The organism is Streptomyces sp. NPDC050121, assembly GCF_044460385.1.
GTDB lineage: Bacteria > Actinomycetota > Actinomycetes > Streptomycetales > Streptomycetaceae > Streptomyces > Streptomyces soliscabiei.
In genome coordinates this window covers 51,044-62,826 of record NZ_JBITJV010000048.1, presented here as the reverse complement: position 1 = coordinate 62,826, position 11,783 = coordinate 51,044, and the positions used below count along the sequence as shown (strand labels likewise).

Annotated in this window: 13 protein-coding genes and 1 pseudogene; 5 read left to right on the top strand and 9 right to left on the bottom strand. The window is 73.0% G+C overall.

Annotated elements, in window-relative coordinates:
- Nucleotides 1-93: 93 nt before the first annotated feature.
- From ACIBTS_RS42785 to ACIBTS_RS42775, 3 genes are all read right to left on the bottom strand, one after another.
- Entirely contained in the window at nucleotides 94-603 is a 510-nt protein-coding gene (locus ACIBTS_RS42785; protein WP_079665120.1) for a TetR/AcrR family transcriptional regulator, read from the bottom strand.
- A gap of 19 nt (nucleotides 604-622) precedes the next feature.
- Nucleotides 623-1,111 carry a DUF4260 family protein gene (locus tag ACIBTS_RS42780; RefSeq protein WP_399326464.1) on the bottom strand — a complete coding sequence of 163 codons (489 nt, stop codon included), beginning with the start codon at nucleotides 1,109-1,111 and terminating at the stop codon, nucleotides 623-625.
- Between the two features lie 136 nt (nucleotides 1,112-1,247).
- Entirely contained in the window at nucleotides 1,248-1,880 is a 633-nt protein-coding gene (locus ACIBTS_RS42775) for a TetR/AcrR family transcriptional regulator (RefSeq protein ID WP_399326462.1), read from the bottom strand.
- A gap of 162 nt (nucleotides 1,881-2,042) precedes the next feature.
- On the opposite strand from ACIBTS_RS42775, the gene ACIBTS_RS42770 reads away from it, so the two are divergent.
- A complete protein-coding gene (locus ACIBTS_RS42770) occupies nucleotides 2,043-3,548 on the top strand; it encodes an FAD-dependent monooxygenase (RefSeq protein ID WP_399326479.1) in 1,506 nt (501 codons plus the stop codon).
- A 49-nt stretch (nucleotides 3,549-3,597) separates the two neighbouring features.
- Here ACIBTS_RS42770 and ACIBTS_RS42765 read toward each other — a convergent pair whose 3' ends face one another.
- Nucleotides 3,598-3,912 carry a hypothetical protein gene (locus tag ACIBTS_RS42765; protein ID WP_399326460.1) on the bottom strand — a complete coding sequence of 105 codons (315 nt, stop codon included), beginning with the start codon at nucleotides 3,910-3,912 and terminating at the stop codon, nucleotides 3,598-3,600.
- A 71-nt stretch (nucleotides 3,913-3,983) separates the two neighbouring features.
- A pseudogene (locus ACIBTS_RS42760) lies at nucleotides 3,984-4,229 on the bottom strand (RNB domain-containing ribonuclease); the annotation flags it as partial.
- Between the two features lie 78 nt (nucleotides 4,230-4,307).
- Here ACIBTS_RS42760 and yaaA point away from each other — a divergent pair.
- Both yaaA and eda read left to right on the top strand, forming a co-directional pair.
- Entirely contained in the window at nucleotides 4,308-5,099 is a 792-nt protein-coding gene (gene yaaA / locus ACIBTS_RS42755) for a peroxide stress protein YaaA (protein ID WP_399326458.1), read from the top strand.
- 87 nt (nucleotides 5,100-5,186) lie between these two features.
- Complete coding sequence (gene eda / locus ACIBTS_RS42750) at nucleotides 5,187-5,855, top strand: bifunctional 4-hydroxy-2-oxoglutarate aldolase/2-dehydro-3-deoxy-phosphogluconate aldolase (protein ID WP_399326456.1); 669 nt, start codon at nucleotides 5,187-5,189, stop codon at nucleotides 5,853-5,855.
- On the opposite strand, the gene ACIBTS_RS42745 is transcribed toward eda, so the two are convergent.
- From ACIBTS_RS42745 to ACIBTS_RS42735, 3 genes are read right to left on the bottom strand one after another with little or no spacing between them, the layout of a single operon-like run.
- Nucleotides 5,827-7,287, bottom strand: a complete 1,461-nt coding sequence (locus ACIBTS_RS42745) for a bifunctional RNase H/acid phosphatase (protein WP_399326455.1) — start codon at nucleotides 7,285-7,287, stop codon at nucleotides 5,827-5,829. The genes eda and ACIBTS_RS42745 overlap by 29 nt on opposite strands.
- Before the next feature lie 32 nt (nucleotides 7,288-7,319).
- Entirely contained in the window at nucleotides 7,320-8,063 is a 744-nt protein-coding gene (locus tag ACIBTS_RS42740) for a zinc ribbon domain-containing protein (RefSeq protein ID WP_180291724.1), read from the bottom strand.
- Nucleotides 8,060-8,920, bottom strand: coding sequence for a Nif3-like dinuclear metal center hexameric protein (locus tag ACIBTS_RS42735; RefSeq protein ID WP_399326452.1), 861 nt, complete (start codon nucleotides 8,918-8,920; stop codon nucleotides 8,060-8,062). Before ACIBTS_RS42735 ends, ACIBTS_RS42740 begins: the two co-directional genes overlap by 4 nt.
- Nucleotides 8,921-9,116: 196 nt before the next feature.
- On the opposite strand from ACIBTS_RS42735, the gene ACIBTS_RS42730 reads away from it, so the two are divergent.
- Both ACIBTS_RS42730 and ACIBTS_RS42725 read left to right on the top strand, forming a co-directional pair.
- Nucleotides 9,117-10,388, top strand: a complete 1,272-nt coding sequence (locus ACIBTS_RS42730; RefSeq protein WP_399326476.1) for a hypothetical protein — start codon at nucleotides 9,117-9,119, stop codon at nucleotides 10,386-10,388.
- A gap of 97 nt (nucleotides 10,389-10,485) precedes the next feature.
- Nucleotides 10,486-10,668: a hypothetical protein gene (locus ACIBTS_RS42725; protein WP_399326450.1), complete on the top strand. Its 183-nt coding sequence runs from the start codon at nucleotides 10,486-10,488 to the stop codon at nucleotides 10,666-10,668.
- Between the two features lie 165 nt (nucleotides 10,669-10,833).
- Here the strand turns inward: ACIBTS_RS42725 and ACIBTS_RS42720 are convergent, their stop codons facing one another.
- Entirely contained in the window at nucleotides 10,834-11,781 is a 948-nt protein-coding gene (locus ACIBTS_RS42720) for a 3-oxoacyl-ACP reductase (protein WP_399326448.1), read from the bottom strand.
- Nucleotides 11,782-11,783: the final 2 nt, after the last annotated feature.

Below are 11,783 nucleotides of genomic sequence, written 5' to 3'. Positions count from 1 at the left end.
GCACCCCGCTACGACGTCGGCAAGACCGTCAAACGCCCCGAGACCCTCAAGGCCATCGGCCGCCCTGGCAGATCCTGGTAGATAAAGAACAAGCTAGGGGTGCAACGCCTTCAGGCCGCGGTTCCATGCCGCCGGGAGGTCGGCGTCGTCCGGAAAGCGGCCGTGGATCTCCAGGATCACCATGCCGTGGGCGAAGGCCCAGGTCGCGCGGGCCAGGTCGAGGTCGCCGCCGCAGGCCCGCAGCAGCGGCATCGCGGCCCGGTCCTCCAGGCCGGGCGGGAGCGCGGCGCGGGGCAGGGGGCGTTCCGTGGCCAGGCAGTACAGGTGGGGGTGGGCGAGCGCGTACGTCCGGTACGCCCGCGCCAGCGCGGTGAGCGAGCCGGGTTCGTGTTCCTCCGCCGTCTCCAGGGCCGCCGCCGACTCCTGGAGCAGCTGGGCCGTCAGCTCGACCTCGACGGCGTGCTTGTCGGGGAAGTGCTTGTAGAGGGAGGGCGCCTTGATGCCGAGGTGGTCGGCCAGGGCGCGCATGGTGAGCGCGGCGGGCCCGGCCTCCTCCAGGAGGGTCCGGGCGGCCGTCGCGATCTCTCGGGCGCGCGGGGTCAGTCGTTCGGACAGCAGCTGGTCAGCCACGCTGGAAGCCCTCCTTCGTGCGCAGTCCGTAGCCGAAAGCGCGATCGTAAGAGATGTGCGCGGCCCAGCCGCACAGGGCGGCGAACAGCGGGGCCCAGGTGACCGGGCCGAAGGCGTAGAGGGCCATGAGCGCGAGCGGGACGAGGGCGCGGTGCATCGCGTTGTAGTACGGCACCGCGCGGGGCGGGAGCTGGCCCTTCGCCATGCGGGGCGCGTCGTCGAGGGCTACGAGGAAGGTCAGGTCCGGGGCGATGAAGAAGGCGAAGGCGAGGGTTCCGGCGAGCCAGCCGTGGTTGACGCCCTCCAGGGCCGCGAACGCCGACCAGAACAGCGCGCCCGCGAGCCAGGCGGTGCGGCGGACGAGGGTGAGGGGGGAGCGGGTGACCGTGGCCGTCTTGGCGGTCGTGTCCGTCTCGGCTGTCGTGTCCGTCTCGGCTGTCCTGGCTGTCTTGGCTGTCCTGGCCGTGGTGGTAGTGCTCATGGCTGCTGCCTCCTTGGGCATGCGTTCCACGCTCCATCTCTGGCTAACACTGTTAGCCCCGACAGTCGGAACTGTAGGGCTAACAGCGTTAGCCAGTCAAGGAGTCCAGCCAGGACCACCCACCCGGGTCAGTCGGTCAGCCGGCTCCGAACACCCCCTCCAGCGCGTCGAAGGCCGCCGTCATCCGCGCCCGGTGCTCGTCCATGACGGCCGCCGCCCGCTCCCCCGCGAGCAGACGGCGCGCGGTGGTGACGTAGACCGAGCGGTAGGCCGCGACCGTCAGGGCGGCCGCGAGGTGCGGGTCGGGAAGGTCGGGGGCGGTCTCGGCGAAGGCCCGCGCCAGGGCCTCCTCCACCTCCTCGACACCCTCGCGGGCACGGGCGCGCAGTGCGGGCGAGTCGATGACGACCCTCCAGAAGTACGGGAAGTCGTCGTCGATCCCGCCCAACGGGTGCCGCTGGGTGAGGAGTTGGAGAGCCAGGGCGCGGAGGGCGGCGAGCGGGCTCTCGACGGGATCGCGTCGCCTGACCGCTTCCGTGAACATTTCCACGGCCTGGGGGATGCGGTCGAGGAAGAGGTCCTCCTTGCGCGGGAAGTAGTTGAAGACGGTCATCGCGGAGACGTCCGCCGCCCTGGCGACCTCCGCGACGGTCACCTCGTCGAAGCCTCGCTCCACGAACAGGCCGGTCGCCACGTCCGAGATCCGCTGCCGCGTGGCCTGCTTCTTGCGTTCCCGAAGGGACGGTTCCGTTTTCCCTTGCTCCACCATGAGGAAAACTATAGCGACAACAAACTTTTAGTGACTACAGTTACGTCCATGACAGTCACGGGCGCAGAGACAGGTACAGAAACACGTACAGCAGCGGGCACACAGACGCGTACAGAAACGGATTACGACGTTGTCGTGGTCGGGGCCGGGCCGGTCGGGCTGATGTTGGGGTGTGAGCTGGCGCTCGGCGGGGCGCGGACGCTGATCGTCGAGCGGCTGGCCGAGGTGGACGAGACGATCAAGGCGGGCGCGATCAACTCCCCCACCGCCGTGGCCCTTTACCGACGCGGACTGCTGCCCGCGCTCGCGGAGATCCAGGACGCGGCGATGAGCCGGTTCCGGGAGTTCGTGAAGGCGAGGGGCGGGGAGGCCGGCGCGGGGGCCGTGCCGCCGCCGAAGTTCGCCGGGCACTTCGCCGGCATCATGCTGACCGCCGACCTGCTGGACGACTCGGACCCGGCCTTCGCGGACCTCGGACCGGTCGACGGCATCGGGCTGGTCCCGCAGGCGACGCTGGAGCGGCTGCTCGGCGAGCGCGCCCGGGAGCTGGGCGTGGAGGTGCGCCGCCAGGTCGAGCTGACCGGCTTCGACGTCGACGCCGACGACGACCACGTCACCGTACGCCTCACGCGTGGGCGGGACGTGCGTGCGGGCTGGCTCGTCGGATGCGACGGCGGCCGCAGCACCGTCCGCAAGCTCGCCGGGTTCGACTTCCCGGGCACGCCCCCGGAGATCACCGGGTACCAGGCGATCGCCGACATGACCGGGACGGAGGGGCTGCGGCTCGGCTGGAACACGACGGACGTCGGGACGTACGTGCACGGTCCGATGCCCGGCCGTGTCCTGACGGTGGAGTTCGACGGGCCGCCCGCCGACCGCGAGACACCCGTCACCGCCGAGGAGTTGCAGACCAGTGTGCGCCGCGTGAGCGGGGTCGACGTGACGGTGGACAAGGTGCACTCGCTGACCCGGTTCACCGACAACTGCCGTCAGGCGAGCAGCTATCGCGCGGGCCGGGTGCTGCTCGCGGGGGACGCGGCGCACGTCCACTCGCCGTTCGGCGGGCAGGGGCTCAACCTCGGCATGGGGGACGCGATGAACCTCGGCTGGAAGCTCGCGGCGGTGGTGCGCGGGCACGCTCCCGAGGGGCTGCTCGACTCGTACACACGGGAGCGGCATCCGATCGGCGCCTGGGTGCTGGAGTGGACGCGGGCCCAGATCGCGCTGATGCGCCCCGAGTCGCACGCGCGCGCCCTGCGCGAGGTGGTGACCGGCATGACGGAGACGGTCGACGGCACCACCTACCTGGTCAAGAAGATCTCCGGCGTATGGCAGCACTACGACCTGCCCGGCGACCACCCGCTGGTCGGCCGCAGCGCCCCCGACCTGGAACTCGCCGACGGCACCCGGCTCGCCGACCACCTGCACGGCGGACGCGGGCTGCTGCTCGACCTGGCCGACGACCCCAAGCTGCGCGCCTGCGCGCAGGGCCACGCCGGCCGGGTGGACGTCCGCACGGTCGCCGCCCCCGACCGTACGGAGCTCACGGCGCTGCTCGTACGGCCCGACGGGTACGTGGCGTGGGCGGCGGCGGACGCGGGGGACGGCCTTGCGGACGACACCCTGGAGGCGGCGCTGGAACGCTGGTTCGGCGCGCCCGTCTCCTGACGACGACCGCGCAGGGCAGGGCTGTCGGGCGCTCTACAGGGCAGGGCTGTCAGGCGGGTGTGAAGCGGATCGTCGGCACCGTCGGATCGGCCTCCGTGAGGCGGACGCGCAGCCGCCCGCCCAGCGGAAGAGGAGTGCCGCCCTCTCCGGTCTCGCCGGTCTCGCCGGCCTCTCCGGCCTCTCCGGCCTCTCCGGCCTCTCCGGCCTCTCCGGCCTCTCCGGCCTCTCCGGCCTCTCCGGCCTCTCCGGTCCTGCCGGTCCCGCCGGTCCCGCCGGTCCCGCCGGTGTCGATGCGGCCGATGACCGCCGGGGAGTCCAGCTGGACGGTGCCGGCGGTCGGACGGCGCTCGTCCACGTCCACCACACAGCGTCGAACACCTCGCCGACCCGGTCCTTCAGCAGTGCGGCCGGGACCTTGCCGTCGGGAAAGCACAGGGTGCCCTGCCGGGAGGGGTGCAGCGCCTGGTCGAGGTCGTTGGAGGTGGGAGGGTCGAGGGTGAGGAAGGGGATGTCGGTGGCGTCGTACGAGGGCAGGGACGGGGCCTTCGCGACCCGCTCCGCTTCGGCCAGGACCGCGAGCGGGAAGGCGGCCGGTGCACCGAGTCTCGTGCGCAGTGCGGTGAGGGCGGCCCGGAGGGGGGCTTCGGGCGCGCCGGTCACGCGGATGTGGCGGCGGGGCATGCAACGAATGCAGGACCGGGTGCTCCGGGCGGCACGTCGTACGCTGGCGCGGCAGAGCTCTACCGAAGGAGACGTACCGTGCTGGTCCTGTTGCCGCCCTCCGAAGGCAAGGCGTCCTCCGGGCGCGGCGCCCCGCTCAAGCCGGAGGGCCTCTCCCTGCCGGGGCTCGGCGCCGCCCGCGAGGCCGTTCTCGACGAGTTGGTGGAGCTGTGCGCGGCCGACGAGGACAAGGCGCGCGAGGTGCTCGGGCTGAGCGAGGGGCTGCGCGGCGAGGTCGCCAAGAACACGGAGCTGCGTACGGCGGGCGCGCGGCCGGCCGGGGAGATCTACACCGGTGTCCTGTACGACGCCCTCGGCCTGGCCTCCCTCGACGCGGCGGCGAAGAGGCGCGCGGGCCGGTCGCTGCTGGTGTTCTCGGGGTTGTGGGGAGCCGTCCGGGTGACGGACCGCATCCCGTCGTACCGCTGCTCGATGGGGGTGAGGCTGCCGGGTCTGGGGGCGCTGGGCGCGCACTGGCGCTCGCCGATGGCGTCCGTGCTGCCCGAGGCGGCCGGGGGCGGGCTGGTGCTGGACCTGCGGTCGGCCGCGTATGCGGGCGCGTGGAAGCCGAAGGGCGAGGTCGCGGGGCGGACGGCGAGCGTGCGGGTGCTGCATGCGCCGACCCGGAAGGTCGTCAGCCACTTCAACAAGGCGACGAAGGGGCGGATCGTCCGGAGTCTGCTGACGGCGGGCATCGCCCCCAAGGGTCCGGCCGAGTTGGTGGAGGCGTTGCGGGACCTCGGGTACGTGGTGGAGGAACAGGCACCCTCGCGGGCGAAGGCCGGGACGACGGCCTGGACGCTGGACGTGCTGGTGGACGACGTGCACTGACTCCTACCGGACACCATCCCACCAGGCATGTTGCAACATGCGCAATGACCTTTGCGCATGCTGCGCACCGCGGGCAGGATGAGGCGCATGACCTCACCGCTGCCCTCGTCCTCGGCTGCCTCGGTACTGGAGCTGGCGCCCGCTCCTGTCGTGCCCGTGGTGGTCGTCGAGGACGCCGCCGACGCCGTGCCGCTGGCGCGGGCGCTGGTGGCGGGCGGGCTGACCGCGATCGAGGTGACGCTGCGGACGCCCGCCGCGCTCGACGCGATCCGGGAGATCTCCGGGGCGGTCCCGGAGGCGGTCGTCGGGGCCGGCACGGTGATCACGCCGGAGCAGGTGGAGGCGTGCGGGGCGGCCGGGGCGCGGTTCCTGGTGAGCCCGGGCTGGACGGACGCCCTGCTGACAGCGATGCGGGCGTCGGGACTGCCCTTCCTGCCCGGGGTGTCGACCGCCTCGGAGGTGGTGGCGCTGCTCGAGCGGGGGGTGCGGGAGATGAAGTTCTTCCCGGCGCAGGCGGCGGGCGGCACGGCCTATCTGCGGTCGCTCGCCGGACCGCTCCCCCAGGCCCGGTTCTGCCCGACGGGCGGGATCGGCCCGGACAACGCGCCGGAGTACCTGGCACTGCCCAACGTCTGCTGCGTGGGCGGGAGTTGGATGGTCCCGGCGGACGCGGTCACGGCCCGGGACTGGGCCCGGATCGAGGGCCTCGCCCGGACCGCCTCGTACCTCAGGGCCGAAGGTGGGACGTGTCGTTGAGGAGGCGGACACTGGCGTTGCCGTCCGCGTAGTAGGCCACCGCCGACAGCGAGGCCGCCGACAGTTCCATCCGGAACAGCGACTCGGGCGGCGCGCCCAGGGCGAGCCGTACGAACGTCTTGATCGGCGTGACGTGGGTGACCAGCAGGACCGTGCGGCCCGCGTACGCCGCGACCAGTTTGTCGCGGGTCGCGGCGATCCGGGTGGCGGTCGCCGCGAAGCTCTCGCCGCCGCCGGTCGGCTCGGCCTCCGGGTCGGCCAGCCAGGCGTTCAGGTCGTCGGGGTAGCGCTCGCGGACCTCGCCGAAGGTCAGCCCCTCCCAGGCTCCGAAGTCCGTCTCGATCAGCCCCTCCTCGACGGTGACCTCCAGACCGAGGCGGGCGGCGACGGCCCCCGCGGTCTCGCGGGTGCGGGCGAGCGGGGAAGCGAGGATGTGCTGGATGGTCCCGCGCCGGGCGAGCGCGGCGGCGGCCCGCTCGGCCTGCTCCCGGCCGACGTCCGAGAGGGAGGGATTGGTGCCGCCGCTCCCGGAGAACCGCTTCTGCGGAGTGAGCGGCGTCTCCCCGTGCCGCAGCAACACAAAGGTCGCCGGCGCCCCAAGATCAGGTGCCGCCCCCCACCCGACGGAGGGAGCGACGGGGGCCGGGGCAGGGGTGGCGGGGGGCGCGGCGGAGGCCGCGGGGGCCGGGGCAGAGGCCGCGGGGGGCACGGCGGAGGCCGCGGGGGCCGGGGCGGAGGTGGCCGAGGGAGCGACGGGGGATGCGGCCGGGGCGGCGACAGTACGGGCGGCGCGACGGTCGGCGTCGGTCTTCGGGCCGGTTTCCTGGGAAGTTTCCGTAAGGGTTTCCCGGGCCGGGCCGGCGGACTCCGGTGCCTCGGTGCGGGCGCGGGACAGGGCCGCTCGGGCCTTTGCCGCGCCTGCGGTGGCGTCGCCGGGCGGGCCGGAGGGGGCGGGGGCGGCCGGGGGCGCGGTGGTGCGGGCGTCGAGGGCGGCGCGGGACGCGCCGGCGTCCCACTGTTCGCCGCGCCTGCCCGCGTCCATCGCCTCGTTCGCCAGGCGGTCGGCGTGCTTGTTCTGCTCGCGCGGGATCCACTCGTAGGTGACCTGCCCGGGCGGGAGGACCCGGGCCGCCTCCGCGGCGAGCGGCTTCATGTCGGGGTGCTTGATCTTCCAGCGGCCCGACATCTGCTCGACGACCAGCTTGGAGTCCATGCGCACACGCACCGTGGCCGCCGGGTCGAGGTCCCGGGCGGCCCGCAGACCGGCCACCAGTCCCCGGTACTCGGCGACGTTGTTGGTGGCGACGCCGATGTACTCGGCCCGCTCGACGAGGGTCTCCCCCGTCGCCGCGTCGATCACCACGCTGCCGTAGCCCGCGGGCCCCGGGTTGCCCCGCGACCCGCCGTCGGCCTCGACGATGAACTCCCGCACGACGTAAGCCCCTTACCGTTCGAAACGACCGATCACAGACCGGACTCGGACGTGCGCACCAGGATGCGACGGCAGTTCTCGCAGCGGACGACCGTGTCGGGCGCGGCCGCGCGAACCTCGTTGAAGTCGGTGATCGACAGTTCCTGGCGGCAGCCCTGGCAGGTGCGCTGGGAGAGCTTGGCCGCGCCGACGCCGCCCTGCTGCTCGCGCAACTTGTCGTAGAGCTTGAGGAGGTCGGCGGGGATGGACCCGGCGATGACCTCGCGCTCCTTGGTCACCGTGGCGGCCTCGCCGTCGAGCTCCTCGAAGGCGGCGTCCCGGCGCGCGGTGGCGTCGTCGATCTTCCCCTGGACGGAGCCGACGCGCTCGGTCAGCTCGGCGACCCGCTCCTGCGCGGACTCGCGGCGCTCCATGACCTCCAGGACGATGTCCTCGAGGTCGCCCTGGCGCTTGGCGAGGGAGACGATCTCCTTCTGGAGGTTCTCCAGGTCCTTCGGGGAGGTGACGGCCCCGGAGTCGAGGCGCTGCTGGTCGCGGGCGGCGCGCTGGCGCACCTGGTCCACGTCCTGCTCGGCCTTGGTCTGCTCGCGGGCGGTGTCGCTCTCCTCGGTCTGCGCGGCGACGAGGAGGTCGCGCAGCTGGGTGAGGTCCTTGGTCAGCGCCTCGATCTCGGCATGCTCGGGCAGAGACCTCCGCTTGTGCGCCAGCTGCTGCAGCCGGACGTCGAGGGCCTGGACGTCGAGGAGTCGGATCTGGTCGGCGGGCGCGGCGTTCAGTTGGGGGCTCCCAGTGGGTCGGTGGTGGCGGTGGTGGACGCCGCGTGGGCGGTCCAGGGGTCGGTGACCGTGCGGGAGACATGGACCCTGAGGTCCCATCCCCGCCGGTCGGAGATCTCGTCGAGCTGGGCGGCCGCCAGCTCGCACCAGGGCCACTCGGTGGCCCAGTGCGCCGCGTCGAGCAGGGCGACAGGGCTGTGCGCGCGGGCCTCGGACGCCGGGTGGTGGCGCAGGTCCGCGGTGAGGAAGGCGTCGACGCCGGCCGCGCGGACGTGGTCGAAGAGGCTGTCGCCGGACCCGCCGCTGACGGCGACGGTCCGCACGACCGCCTCGGGGTCGCCGGCCACCCGGATGCCCTGCGCGGTGGCCGGCAGCCGCTCGGCGGCCCTGGCGGCGAACTCGCGGACGGTGAGCGGGTGGTCCAGCTCGCAGACCCGGCCGAGCCCGCGCCGCCCCTCGGGATCGCTCGGATCCGGTACGAGGGGCCGTACGACCCGCAGGTCGAGGGCGCCGGCGAGGGCGTCGCTCACCCCCGGGTCGGCGGTGTCGGCGTTGGTGTGAGCGACGTGCAGGGCGATGTCGTTCTTGATGAGCGTGTGCACCACGCGGCCCTTGAAGGTGGAGGCCGCGACGGTCGTCGTCCCGCGCAGATACAGCGGATGGTGCGTGACGAGCAGACCGGCGCCGAGCCGCACGGCCTCCTCGACGATTCCCTGGACGGGATCGACGGCGAACAGAACCCGGGAGACCTCCTGCTCGGGGTCGCCCACGACCGTGCCGACCGCGTCCCAGGACTCGGCCCGCTCGGCAGGCCACAGGTTCTCCAGCGCAGCGATGACTTCAGACAGACGGGGCACGGGCCAAGGCTACCTGGCCGTTCTACGAGCCCGTACCGCTGCCGTCGATGCCGGCCCGGGCGATGCACACCCCTTCCACAGCCCTCAGGCGAATCGCTTCTGCACCACTCTTATGAGGGAAGTGGACCGCCCGTCGGTCCCACGTCCGTGCGTGCGAAAACTAGCTTCGTGTGCCGGAGGTGGCTGAACGATGACGATGCCGGCCTGTGCGATCGAGCCCACCGCGACGGACGGGGAGGCCCCTGAGGTGCCTGAGGCACTCGATGTCCCCGAGGTCCCCGAAGTTCCTGAGGTCCCCGAGGTTCCTGAGGCTCCCAGGGGCGGCCGCGCCGATCCTGGTATGCCGCCGCACGCGGACTGCGTGATCACGGCGGACGGCGCCTACGCCGCACGCCTGGCCCGGGCCGGCGACTGCTGGTTCCCGGAGCGCTGGACCCTGGACGGCCCCGAGCCGTACGCCGTGCCGCTGCCCGGCAACCAGCCCGAGGAGCCGGGCACGGAGGTGCAGCCGATGGCCGACGGCCGGGTCCTGATCCGGCGGCCGACCGACGGCCGGCACGCCTTCTCGCTGCTGTACCCGACCGGCCCCGGCACGGGCGAGCTGCCGCTGGGCGCCGTCGAGTGCCCGGACGAGGGCACCTGGCTGCGCCTGCTCCCGCCGGCCCCCTGCGGCGGACGCGCGTACGCCCTGGCCGTCGGCCGCGGCACGACGGACCTGTGGCTGGTCGCGGGCGGCGCCTTCGGCCCCGAGTACCTCGCCGAGATCCCCGGCCGCTGCTCGGGCGGCGTCTGGCTGGACCGTACGGGCCGGATGCTGGCGCTGGACCGTGAGGTCGGCGGCCGGACCAAGGCGATCGTGGTGGACCTGGAGCGCGGCGGCGAGGTGTCTGAGCTGCTGCAGATCTCCGCCGACAGCGACGACCGTCTGCTGCTCGCCGACCCCGACAGCGGGCTGCTGCTCATCGGCTCGGACGCCCCCACCCCGGGCGAGACCCGGCTGGGCTGGGGCGTCCTCGGCAGCACCCTGCCGGTCCGATTCCCGGAGTCCCTGCATCTGCCCGGCCACACGCTCACCCCGTTCGCGATCCAGCCGGGCCAGGTGCTCCTGCCGGAGGGCTGTGCGGTGGGGTTGCGCATCGACGGCCCCTTCGGCACCTGGGTCGGCGTCTGGCGCCCGATGGACCGACGGTTGCATCAACTCGCCGCCCCCGAGGGCTGGTTGGCGGGCAGCGGGCTGTGGACGGCGGACGGCGTGCTCCGTCTGCCGTACGCCACGGCGGCGGAGCCCTGCGGGGTGGCGCCGCTGCCGGCGCCGGTCACGGCGCCGCCCTCGTCCGCGCCCCGCGACGATGCCTCCCTGCTCGAAGGACCCTCGGGGGCAGAGGAGTGGGATCCCTCCCGACCGCCTCCTGGCCGCCGCCCGATCCCTCTCCAACAGGCCCCTCTCGGCAGCCTTGTAACGAAGTAGCTGCGGTTGGCGTGGCCGCCTGGATTCGCCCCGCGGTGTGCTGGATAAAATCGCCCGGCTGTAAAGAAAGATCATGTTGACGGGGTGAACTTTTCCGATGAGCGACGCAAGCACGATGCAGCCGCTGTCCACCGACTCCCAGGAGACGGCCGGTCACGGCCGGCACCGGGGCCCGGTCTCGTCCTACGACGGCGACTCGGCCCCGCACGGCCGGCACCGCAAGCCGGCCGACAACCGGTCCGAGAACCGGTCCGAGGGCAAGGCCCAAGCGGCTGTCTGAGCAGGAAGCAGCCGGCTGAGCAAACGAAACGGCTGTCTGAGCAGGAAACGGCTCTCTGAGCAGGAAACGGCTCTCTGAGCAGGAAACGGCTCTCTGAGCAGTACGCGGAACACCGAAGGGGCTCCGGGCGTCCATGGACGGACGACCGGGGCCCCTTCGCTTGCGCTATCCCTCCCCGCGTCGCAGCCCCAGCACCTCCGCCGCCGCGAACGTCTCCGCAGGCGGCCGCTGCGCGTAGTGCGGGGTGAGGACGGCGTCGAGCTCGTCGTAGGTGAAGGTGTCCTGTTTGCTGTCGAACTTCGCCCGGACCTTGGGCCGTTCGACGACGGCGACCATGCCGCCGTGCACCACGAGCAGCTGTCCGTTGATCCGGGCGGCGGCCGGTGAGGCCAGGTACCCGACCAGCGGGGCGACATGCTCGGGGGCGAGCGGGTCGAGGCCGCCCTCGTCCGGCTGCTCGAACCCGGCGAAGACGTCCTCGGTCATCCGGGTGCGGGCGCGCGGGCAGATGGCGTTGGCCGTCACCCCGTACTTGGCGAGCGCGAGCGCCGTGGACGTCGTCAGTCCGACGATCCCGCCTTTCGCCGCCGCGTAGTTGGGCTGTCCGGCCGAGCCCGCCAGGAACGCCTCCGACGAGGTGTTCACGATCCTCCCGTACACCGGCCCGCCCGACGCCTTGGACCGTTCGCGCCAGTGGGCGGCGGCGAAACGGGTCGTGTTGAAGTGGCCCTTGAGATGGACCCGGACGACCGCGTCCCACTCCCCCTCGGCCATCGAGAAGACCATACGGTCGCGCAGGATGCCCGCGTTGTTGACCAGGACGTCCAGCTTGCCGAACTCGGCGATCGCCAACTCGACGAGCTGACGGGCCTGTTGGAAGTCGGCGACGTCCCCGGTGTGTGTGAGCGCGGTGCCGCCGGCCGACCGGATGGCCTGTGCCACCTCCTCGGCGGGGCCGGCCGACGCCTCGCCCGACCCGTCCCGGCCGGGCTGCCCGTAGTCGTTGACGACGACGGCCGCGCCCAGCCGGGCCAGCTCCAGCGCCTCGGCCCGGCCGAGCCCGCGCCCCGCGCCGGTGACGATCGCCGCGAGTCCCTCAAGTGGCAGCGACATAC